The organism is Mucilaginibacter defluvii, from assembly GCF_039543225.1.
GTDB lineage: Bacteria > Bacteroidota > Bacteroidia > Sphingobacteriales > Sphingobacteriaceae > Mucilaginibacter > Mucilaginibacter defluvii.
Map to the genome: position 1 here is coordinate 1,025,643 of NZ_BAABJI010000002.1, position 19,833 is coordinate 1,045,475.

Here is a 19,833-nt window from a genome sequence, read left to right on the forward strand (position 1 = left end):
AAAATTATGTAAACAAAATATACTTTATTAACTTTGTAACTAAAAGTAACAGTATATTTCGAGTAACCAAGTAACTTATGGCGGAACAGATTTGTCACAAAACAGATATCATGGCGATTCATGATGCGATGGACGTCCTGAGCGGGAAATGGAAAATATCCATCCTTTCAACGATGTGTTATTACAACAAACGCAGGTTCTCGGACATCCTGAGCGACCTGGACGGCATCTCCAATAAGCAACTCAGCAAAGAACTTAAAGAACTGGAGCTGAACAAGCTGATCAAACGGACGGTCCTGGACCGGCAGCCCGTAACCGTCGAATATAACCTGACCGATTACGGCTGGTCGCTGCAGGACATCATCCGGGATCTGGCCATGTGGGGCGCAAAACACCGTCAGGTAATCGTCGGTGAACGCTCCGCCGTCGCAGAGGTCGCCTGACCAGCGGCTTTGCCTGTCCTGCCGGTCTGACCGGCAGGCGCTTGGCATCCACGGGCGTATGACAGCTCGCAAACAAAGTTAGGAGCAAAAGATGCCGATCTGCGTTCCAGACCCGATAAGGATACAAAAAACAGCGGTCCGGCTCATCCATGTTCCTGTACACCAGCTAATTTTGTGTGCGAATAAATTAATGGCAGCATGAATAGAAGATTGGTCTTTGACCGGTACGGCAAACCGGAAGAGGTACTCCGGGTCGAAGAGGCACCGGTGCCCGCAGTAAAAGAAGGCGAACTTCTTGTACGGATGCTCCGGCGGCCGGTCAATCCCTATGAACTGGCGCTGATTAGCGGTGGTGACCGGCAGCCCGGACAGCCTGTCGTACCCGGCTTTGAAGGCGTAGGCATCGTTGAACATGTCCCGGACGGGGCCGCTATTTTCAGGACCGGTCAGCGGGTGATCCCGACACCTGTCGACCTGCCCGGAACCTGGCAGGACCTTGTCACCGGCGCGCCCGACAAATTCATTCCCGTTCCCGACGCCATAAGCGACACGCAGGCCTGCCTGATTGTTAACCCGCTGACCTGCCTGGCGATCATCAGGGACGTATTGGACATTCGCGAAGGCCAGTGGGTGCTGAATACGGGAGCGTCGATGAACGTTGGCCAGTTGCTGGTCCAGTTCTCGCGGATATTCAAATTCAAACTGATCAACGTGGTCAGGGACCGGATTGCGGCGGAGCAGATGCGGGCCATGGGTGCGGAACACATCATCAATACACAAAAGGAAGATATCATGGTGATCACCCGCCATCTGACGAAAGGCTCCGGTACGAGCGCCGTGATCGATCCCGTCGGCGGAATTACCGGCACGCAGGCGGCAGCCACACTCGGTTTCGGCGGACGGATGATCCTGTTTTCCGATCTTTCCAAACAGCCCGTTAGCGTAGATCCAATGCTGTTCATTAGCAAAAAACTGACCGTCTCCGGGTACACGAGCCTTCACTGGCTCAGCGGCAACAGTTATGAGCGGAAAGCCGCTTTCGTCGGGGAACTGTTCGGGCTGCTTGCCGACGGATCGCTGGAGCTCCGTGCGGATGAAGCTTTCGCCCTGGACGATTTCGCTGCCGCGATACGGCGGTCCCGGTCATCCGGCCGGCCGGGCAAGGTGATCCTTGTCTGAGCGAGTTAGCACTATTATTTTTTTTACCATATGATAAATTTTTCGCCTGATATTATTGTGATCTTTATACATGAAAGAACTCCTTGATTATTTACAGCGATTTGATACACTGAACGAACAGCAGGCGGAACTGGTCACCAGCAAAGCCAAACTTCTTAAACTTCCCAAAGAGACCTACTTTTCCGAAGCGGGCAAGGTGCCGAAGCAGGTCGCCTATATTCTCGAAGGGGTGCTGCGCTTCTGCTACTACAATAATAAAGGTCAGGAGGTCACCCATTATTTCGTCGGAGAAGGCCAGTTTGTCACAGATTTCCCCAGGTTCGAAGCGCAGATCATTTCATCCGAATACGTCCAGACGGTTACCGATTGCAAATTGCTCGTATTCACCAAAGAGGACTGGGACGATCTGCTGGCGACCATTGTGAACTGGCGGAACATCGAGACCCAGATGGTTAAAAAATGCCTAGACGAATCCTTAATGAGACGCAGCAAAATGGTTTCCAGCGAGGCCACGGAGCGCTACCTGGTATTCCTGGAAAGTTTTCCCGCACTGGCGACCCGTATCCCGCTGGCTTACGTCGCTTCCTATATCGGCGTCACCCAGCAATCGCTGAGCAGGATCAGAAAAAATCTGCGTTAACTCATTTTTTACCATATGGTAAGCAGTTTTGGCGGCCAAATCCCAAGATTTGTAAAAATGTCTAACTTGTAAAAAAATGAGTAATAAAGTCGTACTGATCACCGGAACCAACAGCGGTTTCGGCTGGCTGACCGCGAAAAGCGTTGCCGCACTGGGGCATAAGGTATATGCCACCATGAGAGATACAACGGGCAAGAACGCCGAGAAGGCCCGTGAGCTGTCAGGCGTAGAGAACGTCACCGTGGTAGACCTAGAGGTAACTGATGAAGCCAGTGTGAAGAAAGCCTTCGAAAGCGTAATCGCTGCGGAAGGAAAGGTCGATGTACTGGTCAATAATGCGGGCGCAAGCATGTTCGGCGTCGGCGAGACCTCCACGGCTGCCGATCTGCAGCGTATGCTGGACATCAACGTGGTCGGCCCCTGGCGGCTGATGAAACTGGCTTTACCCGGAATGCGTGAGCGGTCCGAAGGGCTGATCATCAACGTGACCAGCGGTTTCGGCAGGGTAAGCTTCCCGTTCTTTACCATGTACTGCGCTTCTAAGTTCGCCCTGGAAGGCCTGAGCGAAGGACTTTTTTACGAACTCAGACCCTTAGGCGTGGATGCTGTCATCGTTGAACCGGGCGGCTTTCCGACGGAAATGGGCACCAAAACACAGACCGGCGCGGACACCGCGGCGGGTGATGGGTATAAAGCGCTGGAAGAATATCCGAGCAAGATATTCGGTGCTATCGGCCAGCTTTTCGAAACCCATAAACCGGACCCGCAGTACATCGCCGATGCGGTGGTAAAACTTATCGGCATGCCGAAGGGCGAAAGGCCGGTGAGGACTGTCGTCGACCCGACGACCGGGCAGTTCATCAGTGCCATCAACGAAGCCACACAGGCGGAATTTGACAAGACCATGGAAGCTTACGGGCTTAAAGAGCTGTTAGCCTGATCCAGGTCATCGCCTTATATCTTATTCCGTACTGATCTGCAACCCGGTGTCGCTTTGGCACCGGGTTGCAGGTTTTCGGCATACCCTTGACGACTTTTGTATCAAACACTGCATAATATGAACGACAGGAAGAACGTCATCAAAATTTATGAATCTGCGCTGGTTTATCTCGGCAGCTACTATAAATCGTTCTCCGAACTCAACTTCAGTTATGGTCTGTCGATCTGCAGGCGGCTGGCGGAAGAATGCCTCAAGATTGCTAAAGATGAGCAGCTTGGCGGCTATGAGCTCGGCAATGCGCTGCTCGCCTCCCTTTTCCGTTTCGCAGGCGTGACCAAAATCATGGTGCGCGAAGACACACCGTTTCGGCTGCTTGCCGATTTCGCGCAGCAGGCCGGTTACCCCCAGCAAGAGCAAGCGGTCGTTCGCGGAATGATCGACCGCCACATCCGCGCTGAAGCACCCGCGAACCTCGTTGAAAAGGTGGTCTGGGATGCCCTTGATTACCGCCTTGGCATGGACGACATGTTCATGCATATCCAGTATCTCCAAGAGGAAATGAACCGGCTGAATACCGAGCATTTCGATAAACTGGTCATTCTGGAAAAAGTACGCGACGAGTTTTCCGGTGAGCATTGTTTACCGACTATGCCAAACGGCATTACGCGGAGGATATGGCCAGGAACCAGAACAAGGTCCTTAAGCGGTACAGCGGCTGTGGCAACATCCGCCACCGGCAAACATGGCGCTGCGGTCATGCCGGACAAGGAGACCGAGGACATGTTCAAGATTGCTTTCCGGAATTACGTCAAACTGGTCGATGTGGCAGATTCCAAGGCGGGATTGCTGATCCACTCAACTCTATTATTATTTCCGTCGTGATCGGCTTTACAATGAGCCGCACGGAAAAGTACCCGATGCTGATCGTGCCGATCTTCCTGATCCTCGGTGTCGCCTTCGTTACGATCCTGCTGAGCATTCTTGCGAGCCGGCCGCAACGAAATTCCTATAGCCAGAACAAGGACTCGCAGAGCTACCAGACCTTTTTCTTCGGAAGTTTCGATCTGGTAGGCTTTGAATTCCGGGATGCCGATTTCAATACCTATTCGGCACAGCTCGACAGCCTGTTGAAAGGCGGAAAGCAGCAGGTCTATAACGAGATCTATAAAGAGGTGTTCAATGTGCGTAAGGTGCTGAATAAAAATTCACGTATCTGTCCTATGCCTATATGGCCTTTATCGGTGGGCTTGCCGTTTCCATCATCGCCTTCTTTATCGCCACCAGATGATTTATAATTAATTACAGGATATGCAAAGCAATAAAATAGTCGTCTGCGGAGCCACGGGAAACCAGTGGGGCGCGGTAGCGGCTGCTGGTCGGTCACCGCCCTGACCAGGGATCCGGATACTGATGCGGCTGAGGCGCTTGCCGCTTCGGGTGCCGAAGTGGTACAGGCCGATCTCTCGGATATGGCATCACTCCGGAATGCCTGCGATGGCGTTTTCGCGGTCACCCAGCCCCGGTCGTATGAGCGCGGGGGTCTTTGACACCGGCGCGGAGATGAGACAAGGCAAGAACATCGTCTGGGCTTGTCTGGAGGCCGGTGTTCCCCATGTCGTTTACAGCCCGTTATCAACTTGACGGGCAGCCCCTCGGGCGTTCCCTGGATCGACAGCAAACTGGTTTTGAAAGAGCTGTTCAGGAAATACCTGCCGGGCACGATGATCATCCTGCCGGCATTATACATGGAGCATATCGGTTCGCAACTGCTCAAGGTCAGCGGCAAGGTGATCAAGGGACGCTTCGGCGCTGACGCGCGGGTACCCTATATCGCGCTGCAGGACATCGGGATCTCTGCAGCCTGGCTCTTCGATGCGCCGGACACTTATAAGGGCACCAAACAGGTGTTGGCCGGTGATCTGGTCACCGGAAACGAACTGGCTGCGATGCTGTCCGGGCTGGCCGGCGACCGGCACTTTTCCTATCAGGCACAATTCGGTCTGGTCTCCGCATCTTCTGGCCGCGGTTCTTTGCGATGCGCCGGTTTCTCGAAGCGCAGGGAAGATGGCTTTTTGCGGAAAATGTTTCCGGTACGGGCTATCCGAAACTACCGGCAGAACCGCCCGGGATCAAAGAATATCTGGGAAAAGCAGCATGCAGGCTTTTAGGGCCTGCATGATACCGCGAATATATTTTACATGTTGCCTGGTAGCCTGAGTGAAGGTGTGTGATCTGCCGTAATCAGCTACCCAGGATCTGCTGGCGGATCTCCTTACGGGATGCCTCGGCCCCGATCTCCAGCCGGCGTTCATAAGCCGCTTTGGCATCCGGTGTGGCCAGGTAAGTAATCTGGTCTTTATCGTCTGTGGCCGCCTCATAAACGACCTCGGCAATCTTTTCGGGTGGTACGCCCTGCGACAGCATACTTTCCGATGCCGCGAATAATTTATCTTCCAGTTCCTTGTAGGCCGGATGACTGCTCTTGTCAAGTGAACGGCTCAGGAAATCCGTGAGCACCGCACCGGGCGCGACCGTCTTGATCCGGATATTATGAAGGCCCAGTTCGAAGGACATGCTTTCCGACCAGCCCTGTACGCCGAATTTGGCGGCGTGGTAAATGGAATACAGCGGAAAGGCCAGCAATCCGCCCATTGAGGTCGTGCTGATGAACACGCCGCTCTTCCTTTCCCGGAAATGCGGGATGAAAGCCTGGGTGACCCGGATCACGCCCATCAGATTGGTGTTCAGCTGTCGCATGATCTGCTCGTCGCTCAACGACTCCAGCACGCCGATCAAGCCGTAACCGGCATTATTGAATACCACGTCGACGGGATGCAGGGCAATGGCTTGCGCGACCGTGCTTTTGATCTGCCCGGGATCGGTCACATCAAGGGGCAGCAGCGTTACGTTCTCGAGTAAGGACAACTCCTTGTCTTTACCGGGGTCACGCATCGTCGCGATCACGCGCCAGCCTTTTTGCTGAAAGAATCTGGCAGTCGCCTGGCCCATGCCGGTCGAGGCGCCTGTAATGAATATGGTCTTTTTCATGGTAGTGTGGTTTTTATGTTCTGTAACTGTTTGTCTGGTCATTAGGTTTCGGTATTCGTCAGTTGTCACAGCGAACGGATCACCCGGAAGCGGTCGGCAAGCGCACGTTCTGTGATCGCTGAGGGAACGTTGTCATAACCGTGGGGCACGCCACGATGCAGGTGAAATTCAACAGGCACGCCGGCTTTCGAAAGGTCCAGGGCATATGCGATGGACTCATTCCTGAAGATATCCAGTTCACCGGTCTCGATATAGGCAGGTGCCAGCCCGGCAAAGTCTGTTAAGCGTGCCGGCGCTTCAACGGGCAAAACGTGTGCTGTGCCGACCCGGTCGCCCAGAAGGGCGCTCCAGCCTGTATAATTGTCTTCATGGGTGAAGGTCAGGTAGGGCTGCACAGCCGCGTCATTTTCCGTATCGGTGTTCCGGTCGTCCAGCATCGGGTAGATCAGCAGTTGCATGGCGACCTTTAATTTTTTTTCTCTGGCCAGGATCGCCGCGCCGGCGGCCAGTCCGCCGCCGGCGCTGTGGCCCATCAGAGCGATACGCGCTGCATCGATACCGAATTTAGCCGCGTTTTGGATCAGCCATTGAAGTCCCGAACAGAGGTCGCCGGCAAGCGTCGTTCCCCTCGCTTCGTCAGGTGCTTTACGGTATTCCACCGCGAGGAATGGCACACCCGTACCGCTGACATGCTGTGCGATAAGAGAGTGGAAGAGACTGACGCTGCCCATGATCATTGCGCCGCCGTGTGCGTAAATGATAGCCGAGCACGGCTGTATTCCGTCTTTATAGAAGTAGTGACGGGTAAGCGGGGTGCCGTCTTCCGCGGCGGTAGTAAAGGTTTCGGTTCTGATATCCGGATATTGCGGTGCCTGTCCGGCCAGCGCTTCCATGGCCTTGTTACCAGCTTTTCGCATCGCCTGCCAGTCGCCGGGCGCAGTGCCGAAGGCCGATGTACCGCCGGTTCGGGCAAATACATCCTTGTATCCCGGGTCCGGGCGGTAAGCTGAGCTGCCCGAAGGCGGATTGTTCTCGTTCTGTGATTGCATTCGTCCTGTACTGAGGTACTCCTCACAAATATACCGGCCAGCGCCCGGCGGCAGATTAGCCGAACTGCTGATTTTTGTAGCCGGATCAGCAGTAACTATTGCGTCCAATTAGAATCTGCCGCGTAGTGTGGCAAGTATCCCCATTCCTTTGTGAGCTATGTTGCTCAAACGTTTCGAAGATGCGCTCCTTTCTGTTGAGCCATCAGGTTAGGACTTCGCGCCACTTGGGAAAATTCTGATTTGGGGGATTGATTTTTTGCGTGTAAATATACTTTAATGATGAGTGATAGCTTGTGGATGTGGTTAGTTGCTCTAACGACGTTAGCGAACTCACAGTATTAAGCACTAAATCTGCAAAAGTGATACCACCCAAAGCTACATTTTATTTTCGAAGTAATTTTCACAGCGGTTGCGGGTTGCGAGTAAATTGGATGCCCGATTTATAGCTGCTGCTATCGATGCCTTGAGCAGCAGTGTGGTGACCACTATTACGTCTAAGCTCAATTCAAATTATAAAATAGCTATCAATTGCCTCGATGCACTGCGGCTAGAAATCCTACTTTTAATTGGCCCGATTGTAGAAGAGACTAAATCTGCGGTCTATAGGTTTATGGTTTTTTTTTTAATTTTATTATTTAAAGCATCCTTCGTAAAACGTCAGTTGTATCCTTCATATGTCTCACATCAAAAGTCTTTTCCGCGTATTAAATTTATTAGGGGCGTTTATGATGGTGACATTGATGGAAAGTTGCAATCATAAAAAAGAGCTTGCTACTTACAAAATTGGGTTTTCGCAATGCGTAGGTTCAGACCTTTGGCGAAAGACGATGCTCGAGGAGGTGAAAATCGAGCTATCGTTACACCCCGGCACCAAATTTATTTATACCGACGCTCAAAATAGCAGCAGCAGGCAAATCGCACAGGTAAAAAAGATGCTGAAGCAGGGCATCGACATATTGATTATATCGCCTAATGAAGCTCAGCCGCTTACCGAAATTGTGGAAGAGGTTTATAATAAAGGCATCCCTGTTATTATTATTGACCGCAAAACTGCATCAACACTTTACACCGCCTATGTTGGGGCCGATAACTATCAGTTGGGCAAAATGGCCGGTGAGTATTTAGGATCTACCTTAAAAGGAAAAACATCGGTTTTAGAGGTAATGGGCCTGCCCGGCTCATCGCCTGCTATTGAACGCGACAGGGGTTTCAGGGATGGATTGAAGCAATTTCCGGATGTACGTATTGCAACCAAGGTTTATGGCGACTGGCTAAAACCAAACACGCGCCGGCAACTGGCACGCATCAAGAACGAACTACCAAAAATTGACGCCGTATTTGCTCATAATGATGTTATGGCGTCAGGCGTAAGCGAATCGTTTAAAGCATTACATCAACCATTAAAGGCACGCATTGTAGGAGTTGATGCGCTGCCGGGGCAAGGTGGCGGTTTACAAATGATTGCGAACAAAGTTATTGATGCCAGTGTGCTTTACCCTACCGGTGGTAAGGAAGCCATAGCTACCGCCTTTAAAATATTAAACAATGAACCCTTCGCGCGCGAGAACATCCTTAAATCATTAGTGATCGACTCGGCCAACGTACAGCTCATGAACCTGCAATGGGATAAAGTACAAAATCAGCAAAAGGATATTGAGCGTCAGCAAACGCTGATAGCCGAACAGCAGAACATCTACAACAACCAGCAGATAGTACTCGATGTCATCGTAATTGCGCTGGTGTTAACCGTTATTTCGGGTGGGCTTGCGTTTTATTCGCTGAATGAAAACCGGAAGATCAACAAAAGCCTTAACGCCAAGAATGAGGAGATACTTTTACAGCGAAATCAATTGCTTGAAATGTCGGCCAAGGCTGAGGTGGCTACCGAGGCTAAGCTAAACTTTTTTACCAATGTATCGCACGAGTTTCGTACGCCGCTAACGCTGATACTATCGCCCTTGCAGGATATGATGAACAACCAGAAACTGATGGCGATGGAAGGCAAAAGCATGCGCCTGATACACCAGAACAGTCACCGCCTGCTGCGCATGGTAAACCAGATAATTGATTACCGTAAGATAGAATACGATAAACAATCCATCAAAACCGCGGAGGGTAACCTTGTAGCTTTTGTGCGCGATGTGGTTGATAACTTTAGGATGCATGCGCAGAAGCAGCATATATCGCTCACCATATCATCGGCAGAAAGTGATATAAAATGCTGGTTTGATGCCGCCATGCTCGAAAAGGTGTTTTTTAACCTGCTGGCTAACGCCATAAAGTTTACCTGCGAAAAGGGACGCATCAAGGTTAAGATAACCCGGCTGGCTGACCATGTTGAGGTTGATGTACAGGATACCGGCGTGGGCATGAGCACCGAGGAATTAAAGCTCGTATTCGATCATTTTTATCAAAGTGATCACATGCCACTGAATGGCTCGGGTATTGGCCTTTCGTTGTCAAAAGAAATAGTAGCCCTGCATCATGGCCACATTAACGTAACCAGCGAAAAATGGCATGGCAGTACCTTTACCGTAAGTCTGCCCTTGGGCAACGCTCATTTAAACGACGAGGAACGATCTGTACTGCCGGGCAACTGGGCTGGCATGGAAATACGCTCGGCCATTTATAACGCTGATATTAAGGAGCCGGTTAAGGTTATGGATAAAAGTCCATTTGAGGAGCCTAAACAGCACTCAATACTTATAGTTGAAGACAATGCCGAACTACTGGATTACCTGGCCGATAAGTTTTCGGTAAGCTATGAGGTGTTCACAGCCACCAGCGGCACCGATGCCATAACCAAGGCTTATGAGCTGGTGCCCGATCTGATACTTTCTGACGTGGTTTTACCTGAAATATCGGGCAAAACGTTGTGCGAGAAATTGAAATCGGATGTGCGTACATCGCATATACCTATCATACTGTTAACAGCGCAGGGCAGCATGGAGCAGCAAATATCGGGCATTAACGCCATGGCCGATTTGTATATTACCAAACCATTTAATATGGAGTATTTACAGGCCAGCGTGAACAACCTGCTGTATAACCGCCGCCTGCTTAAGGACAGGTTTACCAGCGACATTACCCCGCTTGAACGAGCATCAGGTTCAAGGCAGATAGATAAGAAATTCCTGAATGACTTTGCCGGTATTGTGGAGCAAAACCTGGCTAACGATCAGTTTAGTGTTGATGATATATGTAAGGTGATAGGCGTATCGCGCATACAATTATATCGTAAGGTAAAGGCCCTGCTGGGTTGCAGCATTACCGATTATATTTTAAACCGTCGACTGAAAAAAGCCACCTACCTGCTGCTTAACGAGGACATGACCATTGCAGAAATTACCTACGCCGTAGGCTTTTCAAACCCTAACTACTTCGCTACCGTTTTTAAAGGCAAATACAATTGTACTCCCAGCGAGTATAAGCGAAAAACGCAGGTTTAACACCTACCATAATAAAACTTATTTAAGGCCGGTTCATCCGGCCTTTCTTGTTTTGCACATCTACTTAAATCTATCCTACTATTACCATCGCCCTAAAAATAACAACAATTAGTAATTACGCATACTTAATGGTGTACCAAACACACCTGCCCCGCTATGTAACAAAGCCAAACATACGCGGTAACAAAAACTAAGATCGGTTTAAATAAACAGCTGCATCATAATAGTATAATACTAATAATCAACATATTATCAAATGTTATAAAATTGATACCTTTTGATATATAAACAATACCCGCACAGGTGCCCATCGCCATAATTTGCGGCAATAACCAATACATAAATCTTTACTTATGAATAAAAATTCTGTGCTGGCCTGGTCAATGGTCGTGGCGCTTGGCGGCTTCTTGTTTGGATTCGACACAGCCGTAATTTCAGGTGCCGAAAAGGCTATTCAAAAATTTTGGGAGCTTAGCGTATTTGAGCATGGCCTCACCATATCCATTGCCTTAATAGGCACAGTTATCGGCTCGTTGTTAGGCGCAAAACCGTCGGACAGGTTTGGCCGCAAAAACACCCTTTACTTTGTTGCCGCAGCCTACCTGCTATCATCATTAGGTACCGCTTTCGCCAACAATTGGATCATTTTCTTGGTATTCAGATTTCTTGGCGGCTTAGGTGTAGGCATATCATCAGTAACCGCCCCTATCTATATTTCAGAAGTATCACCGGCCGACAGGCGCGGCAAACTGGTAGGGCTTTTCCAGTTTAACGTGGTGTTGGGTATCCTGCTGTCTTACCTCTCCAATTACCTTATCAGCCAAACAGGTGAAGATAGCTGGCGATTAATGCTGGGCGTGCAGGCGGTACCGTCATTATTATTTCTTATCCTGATCAGGTTTATTCCTGAAAGCCCACGCTGGCTTATTCTGCATAGAAATGACCTGACCCGGGCAAAATCAATATTAGATATTATTGACCCGCTGAATAGCGTGAAAGAGCTGCAAACTATTCAGGCATCAGCCCACACGAACACCGGTAAACAGGAAAGTTTGTTTTCCGGGCATTACCGTACACCTATCTTATTAGCCGGTATGTTCGCCTTTTTTAACCAGGTATCGGGCATAAATGCCATTATATATTACGCTCCGCGGATATTTGAAATGGCCGGACTTGGTGCGCATACTTCGCTGCTCTCAACCGTGGGCATTGGCGTAATCAACTTTGTATTCACGCTGGCAGCCATTAATGTTATTGATAAAGTTGGCCGCCGTACGCTGATGCTGATCGGCTCGTTCGGCCTCATCAGTTCGCTCTTACTGGTGGCGTTCTCCTTTAACAACGCGGCGCAAAGCGGCTTTTCCATTCCGGTTTATATCATGATATTCATTGCGTTCTTCGCCTTCTCGCAAGGGGCGGTTATATGGGTATTTATCTCTGAGATATTCCCTAACTCAGTACGCGCCAAAGGGCAAACCCTGGGCAGCTCAACGCACTGGGTAATGGCGGCGGCCATAGCCTTCTGTTTCCCCTACTTTGCTGAAAAGCTGGGCGGCCAAACCACCTTCCTGTTCTTTGCGACCATGATGGTGTGCCAGCTCATTTTTGTATGGAAGTTTATGCCCGAAACCAAGGGCCGCAGCCTTGAGCAAATCGAAACCAATCTTATAACTCATTAATTGAGAGCCATGTTACAACAACAAAATTTAGCTGTTTGCTACGGCGAAGTTTTATGGGATATTTTACCCGATGGCCCCCAGGCTGGTGGCGCGCCGCTTAACGTTTGCTACCATTTGAATAAGCTGGGCTTACCTGCCGGCATGATAAGTTGTATTGGAGATGACGATAACGGCCACAAACTGATCGACGTTATGCGCTCCGCCGGTATAGCTACCAACCTGATACAAACCAATGCTACACAACAAACGGGCGAAGTAATAGCCGAAATAAACGGCACCGAAGAGGTTAGATACACCATTGTATCGCCCGTAGCATGGGATTATATTGAATACCAGCAAGAGCAGGCAGCAGCACTGGATGCTGCACGTTACCTTGTTTTCGGCACCTTAGCCTCACGTAATGCCGCCTCGCGCGATACGCTTTTCCGTTTGCTGGAAACAGATGCTATAAAAGTGTTTGACGTTAATCTTCGTCAGCCGCACTTTACGCCTACCCTGCTGCACAATCTGCTTTTAAAAACAGATATACTCAAATGCAACCAGGAGGAGATCAACATTATTTGCGAGCTTTTTGACGCGCCGAATGACAACCATAGCCAGATACTTTTCCTGATCGAAAAATTCGAATTAAAGGAAGTAATACTCACCCGCGGGCGTAAGGGAGCGCTTTATTTTAACGGCGATGATGTTTTTAAGGCACATCCGCCGGTTATAAAAATGGCCGATACCATTGGCAGCGGCGATGCTTTCCTGGCTGCTTTTATCTACAATCACTATCACCAAAAACAACCGCAAACCATTATTGACAATGCCGTAGCCATGGGCGCCTTTGTAGCCTCAAAAAAAGGCGGCTGCCCCGTTTATCAGCCTATTGAATTGCATGAGTTTTTGAATTACCGCCTACAGTTATAACCCAAAACCAATTAAAACCAAACATGAGAAAACTATTACTTTTTTGTTGCCTGCTAACAGCGCTGGCGCAAAGCGGGCTGGCGCAAACGCCAGCCATTACCGGTACCGTTACCGATCAAAATTCAACACCGCTTGAGGGTGTTACCGTTACGGTTATTGAAACACAAAAAGCGGTGATAACCGATGTAAAAGGCGGCTTTAACATTCAGGCAGCCGCGGGCCAAACCCTTAACTTTAGTTACATGGGTGCGCAAAGCGTTACCCGCAAATTAACCGGCACCGCCAAACTCACTGTAACTATGCAGATAAGTAACACCGACCTGAACGAGGTGGTGGTAACCGGATACCAAAAGGAACGCAAAAAAGACCTTACGGGCGCGGTATCCGTAGTAAATACCAAGGATATTAAGGACATACCGCTGGGCAACCCCGTAAAAGCACTACAAGGCAGGGTTGCCGGTGTTAACATTACTACCGATGGTAACCCTGGCGGCGGCGCAACAGTGCGCATACGCGGCATAGGTACGCTGGGCAATAATGATCCGCTGTATGTAATTGACGGTGTGCCCACTACCCGCGGCTTGCAGGAGCTTAACCCTGATGATGTGGAATCGATACAGGTATTAAAGGATGCCTCATCAGCCTCTATTTATGGCTCGCGGGCGGCCAACGGGGTAATTATTGTAACTACCAAGCGGGCTAAAAGCGGGCAAAGCCGTATCACGTTCAATGGCTCATCATCATGGCAGTTTTACAACTCTAAACTGGATGTGTTAAACACAAACGACCGCGGCCGGGCTTACTGGCAAGCCGCAGTTAACGACAGGCAAAACCCTAATCTTAACTCAACCTATCAATACGATTGGAATAACAACTTTGATAATCCAGTATTGAACAACGTAAGACTACCCGAGTTTTTAGATGCGGCAAAAACCATGCGCCCGGCAGATACCCGCTGGTTTGATGAAATATCCCAAACATCGCATATACAACAGTATAACCTGGATGTATCAAACGGAACCGAAAAAAGCAATTCCCTCTTCTCGGTTAGTTATTACGATAATAAAGGTATTATTAAAGAAAGTCGTAACCAGAAAATCACTGCCAGGTTCAACTCTGATTATAGTTTATTTGGCGGACGCTTAAAAATTGGCGAGAACTTTTCGGGCTCATATATCCGCAACCCTATGCTGCCGCTGGGCGATATAACTGGTTTGTCGCTAATTGATTTTTCTATCATTCCGGTGCGAACCATTGATGGCGGTTGGGGCGGTCCATCGGCGGGCATGGCTGACAGGCAAAACCCGGTTAGGCTGATTGAGGATAACAAACAGAACATCAATCACCTGGGACGTGTATTCGGTAACGCTTATGCCGATCTGGCTATATTGCCCAACCTTACCCTATCCACTAATTACGGTATTGATTATGCTACCAATTACAACCGTACGTTACGCAAATCATACGTGTCGGGTTATCTGGTTGACCCTTCGAATGCCGTGGGCAGCAACAGCTCGTACGATGGCAACCTGATCTGGAAGAATCAGCTAACTTATAACCTTTCATTTAAAAAGCATAAGATTGACCTGCTTGCAGCGCATGAGCAGATCAAGATCATGAACCGCAACCTTGGCGGCAGCAGGCAAGGTTACGCGCTGGAGAACATGAATTATGCTTATCTGAATGCCGGTTCAACCAACATCGCTAATTACGGTGGTGGCTCGGGCAATTCACTGCTATCAATATTTGGCAGGGTAAATTACTCGTATAACGACCGGTATATAGCTTCGGTTACACTACGCCGAGACGGATCATCCCGATTTGGCAGCAATAACAGGTACGGTATATTCCCGGCTGCATCATTAGGCTGGCGTATCAGCGAAGAAACATTTATTAAGGACAACCTGCCATTTATATCCGACCTGAAACTGCGTTACGGCTGGGGCCGCACCGGTAACCAGGAGATAGATAATTACGCCAACTACTCATTATACACCCCTATTTACGGCACCAACCCCACAGGTAATTTTGATGGTGGTACCGCTTATGATATTGGCGGCAATGGTACAGGCCAGCTACCATCAGGTTTTGTGCTGGTACAAACCGGTAACCCCGACATCAGGTGGGAAGAAAAAACCGAGAATAACTATGGTATCGACTTTGGCTTATTCAACAACAGCATCACCGGTTCAATAGATTACTTTACCAAAAACACTACAGACATATTGATAAAGCCAGCCTATTTAGCCGTTAAAGGTAACGGCGGCGACCGTTTTGCCAATGGCGCATCAGTATACAACAAGGGTTTTGAAATGGTGCTTAACTATTCAACATCATTCAACGAATGGAAGGTTGACCTGACGGGTAACTTCTCCACCTATCGTAACAAAATAACCAAACTACCATCCGAGGTATTGACCTCATATCCCGGCAACGGTACCGACAAAACCATTCTGGGCCGCTCGGTAAATTCCATGTTTGGTTACGTGGCTGATGGCATATTTCAAAACCAGGCCGAGGTTGATGGCGCACCCGAGCAGCCGGGTAAAGGCGTAGGCCGTATCCGTTATAAAGACCTGAATGGCGATAACCTCATTAACGATCGCGACCGCGACTACATAGGACGCGGCGACCCGGATTTTCTTTATGGTTTCAACGCCAACATCAGCTACAAAAGTTTCGATCTTTCGTTCTTTTTACAAGGCGTTAAGGGCAATGATGTGAATAACACCTACAAAGGACTAACCGATTTTTCGTCATTACAACCCGGTGCCAACTGGGGCTCGCGCGTGTTGCATGCCTGGACACCCCAAAACACATCATCAACCATACCCGCCCTTACCACTGTTGACAGAAATAACGAGGGACGCTTCTCAACTTATTTTATCGAGAGCGGATCGTACCTCAAACTGCGTAACATTCAGTTAGGGTATAACCTGAAAAACGTTTTAACTAAATACAAGGTACAAAATGCCCGCTTGTTTTTGCAGGCCAGCAACCTTGTTACCATCAAATCATCGTCATACACAGCTCCTGATCCGGAAAACCCGGGGAATGGTTTTCCGATACCGGTTATAACTACAGTTGGGCTTAACGTTACCTTTTAACTAATTATAAAAGAAAAATGAAAAGATATATATTACCTGTATTGATGGTTTGCCTGCTGACAACATCGTGCAAAAAGTTTTTAGATGAGCAGCCTCAAGGCACAGTGTCAGGCGATGACCTGAATACACCTGAAAATGTGGACAAGATGCTTATATCCGCCTATTCAGCTTTAGGTAACGATGCCTTTACCGCGCCTTATAGCAACCTATGGTCATATGGCAGCGTACGCAGCGGCGATGCTTATAAAGGCGGCGATGGCCCCGGCGACGTGGGCGATTTTCATGCTTACGAAACCTTCGCGCTTAATCGTGTTGATCTGGGTGCGTCGGACGTTACCTGGTTCAGGCTGTACATTGGGGTTGGTCGTGCTAACGATGCCTTAACCCGCATCAATACAATGACGGAGGCCGACTATCCTAACAAAACAGCCCGCCAGGCTGAAGCCCGTTTTTTGCGTGGTCATTTTTATTTTTTGCTAAAGATATTGTATAAGCATGTGCCGTATATTGATGAAACCATTGATCGCGCCGCTTATGATACGGTATCAAACCGAGGCTATTCAAGCGATGCCTTGTGGACCAAGATAGCCGACGATTTCAGGTTCGCAGCGGAAAGCCTGCCAACAACGCAGGCCGAAGTTGGGCGCCCTAATCAATACGCGGCTAAAGCCTATCTGGCTAAAACTTTATTGTATCAGGCCTATATGCAAGATGATAATAATAATGTTACCGGTAAAGACCAGGCAAAACTAACCGAGGTTAATACGTTGTGCGACGAGGTGATAGCAGGGCCTTATTCCCTGTTTCCTGACTATGCCCAAAACTTTTTGACCCAATATGAAAACGGTTCCGAATCGGTATTCGCCATACAGTACTCCCTTGATGACAATACCCCGTTTGGCCGTATTGATAACGGGCATTCGCTAAACTACCCGATGAATAAGGAATATGGCTGCTGCGGATTTCACGTGCCTAGCTATAACCTGATCAATGCCTTTGTTACTAACAGCCAGGGCCTGCCTGATTTTAGCACTTTTAACAATAACGAGATAGCCAAAGACGGCGACTACGAATCGCACTCGTTCGACCCGAGGCTTGACCATACCGCCGCTATACCGGGGCACCCTTACAAGTACCGGCCATCATTCATCTATCAAACATCATGGTCGCGCGCGCCGCAAATTTACGGGCCGATGCTAAGTTTGAAAGAAACGGTATTATTTGATGATCCATCTTTCAAGCGCTTCCCTCCTTTTATGTCGAGCTCGAAAAACTGGGCTATCATCAGGTTTGCCGATGTGATGCTGATGAAAGCTGAGGCGCTTATTGAACTGGGCCGCGAACAGGACGCCCTGCCGCTGATCAATGCTATACGCACGAGGGCCAAAAACAGTACCGGCCGGTTAAAGATGAGTGATGGTACATCTACCTCAAACTACCTGATTAACACCTATCAGCCCGGTGTAAATTGCACCTGGACTAACGACTACGCGCGCCAGGCCCTGCGTTATGAGCGCCGAATGGAGTTTGCCATGGAAGGTTACCGCTTTTTTGACCTGGTACGCTGGGGTATTGCGGCTGAATACATGAATACGTACTTTGCCAAAGAAAAAGGCCGCGTAACACACCTAAACGATGCCTCATTTAAAAAGAACCGTGACGAGTATTTGCCGATACCACTAAACCAGATCAACTTTAGTAAGGGCCTTTACAAACAAAATACCGGATGGTAAACCAATATAGGGTGATGAATATACTGCGCAAAGTTATACTTACAGGTTGGCTGATTAGCTGTACGCTCATCGTTCCGGCTCAGAATGTGGTTACCTTGAAATCCTTACTGAATGAGCTAGCGGATGCCTCGGCGGTTGCCAGATTGCCTGAAAGCCAATACCTGCTCAGGCAGGTAAGCAGTTATGACAGGCATTCGGTATCCGCGCAGCAACCGGGATGGTTCGCTAATGAGGATCATACAAACTTTATACGTATGGAAAACAACTCCGGTCGTAATGAACATGTAATGATGGACGAAGATGGGCCTGGTGCTATTGTGCGTTTTTGGGAAACCACCTTTAAAAGGCCCGGCACTTTGCGCATATACTTTGACAATGAACCAAACGCGCGTATCATCATCCCCGGATATGATTTGATGAAGTTCCCTTACCCTTTGGGGAAGGGACTTCTGATACCGCACTCAAGTTATGAGGCAGAAGCAAAAGGCGGAAGCACTTTATACCTGCCTATGCCCTATAAAAAACATTGTAAGGTAACCTGGGAAGACCCGCAGAACCCTGTTGCGGAGAAGCGTTATTACCAGATCAATTTCCGTAAATATCCGGCCGGTACAAAGGTCGAAACCTTTTCAGGCAGCGTGTTTACCGCTAATAAAGCGCTTATAAAACGCGTTAATGATAAGTTGCTTAACCCTAATATTCAGCAAATAAAAAACAGCAAGGCTTACAAAGTAGCCGCACAAGGCACAGCCATAATCCCACTCCCGGCAGGTAGCCATGCTGTTTCATTCTTTCAAATCAAACTGAATGATACAACTCAGTATACCGATGCCCTATTGCGTTCGTTATTTTTAAAAGCTGTGTTTGATGGCGAACAAACAGTTTATTGTCCGCTAAGTGATTTTTTTGGAAGCGGAGCCGGAAGTACCGCGGTAAACAGCTGGTACAGAACGGTAAGCCCAAAAGCTGAAATGATAAGCCGCTTTGTGATGCCTTATCAGCGTAGCGGCCGGCTTGCTGTAGTAAATAAAAACGACGCGGCAGTCAATTTAACTATTACCGTAATATCCAAGCCCTGGAACTGGGATGCATCAAGCCTTTACTTTCATGCCGATTGGCGTCAGGAAAATAACATCCCCATAAAAAGAACAGAAGCTGATAAACCTATTGAATGGGATGTTGCTAAGTTTACCGGTGCAGGCTTGTTTGTGGGCGAAACCTTTTCGGTAAATAACCATATGCACAAATGGTATGGCGAGGGTGATCAGAAATTATGGGTTGACGGGGAGCAATTCACATCAGAATACGGTACCGGCTTAGAGGATTATTACAACACATCATGGGCGCCGGTAGTGATCTACCAATCACCTTTTGCAAATGCTACGCGTGCGGATAATGAGGACTCATTTGGGGAAAACACCTTTACACGTACCCGAAACCTCGACGCGGTACCATTCAACAAACAGTTTCATTACAACGTGGAGATGCTTGGCTGGGAAAACGGCAGCGCTGATATTTCAGCCACTATTTACTGGTATGGCAAAAAAGGCGCGAAAAATTTATTACAGCAAACCGAATGACACTTATGGCTCGCAATAATAAATTAAACCCTTTATAACCCTTAAATAATTTAACCGAAGACAATTTATAATCT

The 19,833-nt window shown here is 48.8% G+C and carries 16 protein-coding genes; 14 read left to right on the forward strand and 2 right to left on the reverse strand.

Annotation, left to right across the window (positions count from 1 at the left end):
• Positions 1-77 precede the first annotated feature (77 nt).
• The 8 genes from ABD960_RS10800 to ABD960_RS10830 all read left to right on the forward strand — a co-directional run bounded on the left by ABD960_RS10800 (position 78) and on the right by ABD960_RS10830 (position 5,370).
• Positions 78-443: a winged helix-turn-helix transcriptional regulator gene (locus ABD960_RS10800; protein WP_345331164.1), complete on the forward strand. Its 366-nt coding sequence runs from the start codon at positions 78-80 to the stop codon at positions 441-443.
• A 198-nt stretch (positions 444-641) separates the two neighbouring features.
• The gene (locus tag ABD960_RS10805) at positions 642-1,622 is read left to right on the forward strand and encodes a zinc-dependent alcohol dehydrogenase family protein (protein ID WP_345331165.1); all 981 of its coding nucleotides are present in this window, start codon (positions 642-644) and stop codon (positions 1,620-1,622) included.
• A gap of 70 nt (positions 1,623-1,692) precedes the next feature.
• The gene (locus tag ABD960_RS10810; RefSeq protein ID WP_345331166.1) at positions 1,693-2,262 is read left to right on the forward strand and encodes a Crp/Fnr family transcriptional regulator; all 570 of its coding nucleotides are present in this window, start codon (positions 1,693-1,695) and stop codon (positions 2,260-2,262) included.
• A gap of 76 nt (positions 2,263-2,338) precedes the next feature.
• Entirely contained in the window at positions 2,339-3,202 is an 864-nt protein-coding gene (locus ABD960_RS10815; protein WP_345331167.1) for an SDR family oxidoreductase, read from the forward strand.
• Between the two features lie 117 nt (positions 3,203-3,319).
• Entirely contained in the window at positions 3,320-4,084 is a 765-nt protein-coding gene (locus tag ABD960_RS10820; RefSeq protein ID WP_345331168.1) for a hypothetical protein, read from the forward strand.
• 11 nt (positions 4,085-4,095) lie between these two features.
• Complete coding sequence (locus ABD960_RS10825) at positions 4,096-4,497, forward strand: Pycsar system effector family protein (RefSeq protein WP_345331169.1); 402 nt, start codon at positions 4,096-4,098, stop codon at positions 4,495-4,497.
• Between the two features lie 57 nt (positions 4,498-4,554).
• A complete protein-coding gene (locus ABD960_RS20995; RefSeq protein ID WP_425563469.1) occupies positions 4,555-4,749 on the forward strand; it encodes an NmrA family NAD(P)-binding protein in 195 nt (64 codons plus the stop codon).
• 90 nt (positions 4,750-4,839) lie between these two features.
• Positions 4,840-5,370 carry a Rossmann-fold NAD(P)-binding domain-containing protein gene (locus ABD960_RS10830; RefSeq protein ID WP_345331170.1) on the forward strand — a complete coding sequence of 177 codons (531 nt, stop codon included), beginning with the start codon at positions 4,840-4,842 and terminating at the stop codon, positions 5,368-5,370.
• 73 nt (positions 5,371-5,443) lie between these two features.
• Here ABD960_RS10830 and ABD960_RS10835 read toward each other — a convergent pair whose 3' ends face one another.
• Positions 5,444-6,250, reverse strand: coding sequence for an SDR family oxidoreductase (locus tag ABD960_RS10835; protein WP_345331171.1), 807 nt, complete (start codon positions 6,248-6,250; stop codon positions 5,444-5,446).
• Positions 6,251-6,315: 65 nt separating this feature from the next.
• The gene (locus tag ABD960_RS10840; RefSeq protein ID WP_345331172.1) at positions 6,316-7,299 is read right to left on the reverse strand and encodes an alpha/beta hydrolase fold domain-containing protein; all 984 of its coding nucleotides are present in this window, start codon (positions 7,297-7,299) and stop codon (positions 6,316-6,318) included.
• Between the two features lie 740 nt (positions 7,300-8,039).
• Here ABD960_RS10840 and ABD960_RS10845 point away from each other — a divergent pair.
• From ABD960_RS10845 to ABD960_RS10870, 6 genes are all read left to right on the forward strand, one after another.
• Complete coding sequence (locus tag ABD960_RS10845) at positions 8,040-10,748, forward strand: substrate-binding domain-containing protein (RefSeq protein ID WP_345331173.1); 2,709 nt, start codon at positions 8,040-8,042, stop codon at positions 10,746-10,748.
• A gap of 353 nt (positions 10,749-11,101) precedes the next feature.
• Positions 11,102-12,427 carry a sugar porter family MFS transporter gene (locus tag ABD960_RS10850; protein WP_345331174.1) on the forward strand — a complete coding sequence of 442 codons (1,326 nt, stop codon included), beginning with the start codon at positions 11,102-11,104 and terminating at the stop codon, positions 12,425-12,427.
• A gap of 9 nt (positions 12,428-12,436) precedes the next feature.
• The gene (locus tag ABD960_RS10855; protein WP_345331175.1) at positions 12,437-13,339 is read left to right on the forward strand and encodes a carbohydrate kinase family protein; all 903 of its coding nucleotides are present in this window, start codon (positions 12,437-12,439) and stop codon (positions 13,337-13,339) included.
• Positions 13,340-13,362: 23 nt separating this feature from the next.
• Entirely contained in the window at positions 13,363-16,446 is a 3,084-nt protein-coding gene (locus ABD960_RS10860; RefSeq protein ID WP_345331176.1) for a SusC/RagA family TonB-linked outer membrane protein, read from the forward strand.
• Positions 16,447-16,463: 17 nt separating this feature from the next.
• The gene (locus ABD960_RS10865) at positions 16,464-18,179 is read left to right on the forward strand and encodes a RagB/SusD family nutrient uptake outer membrane protein (protein WP_345331177.1); all 1,716 of its coding nucleotides are present in this window, start codon (positions 16,464-16,466) and stop codon (positions 18,177-18,179) included.
• Positions 18,173-19,759, forward strand: a complete 1,587-nt coding sequence (locus ABD960_RS10870; RefSeq protein WP_345331178.1) for a glycoside hydrolase family 172 protein — start codon at positions 18,173-18,175, stop codon at positions 19,757-19,759. Before ABD960_RS10865 ends, ABD960_RS10870 begins: the two co-directional genes overlap by 7 nt.
• Positions 19,760-19,833: the final 74 nt, after the last annotated feature.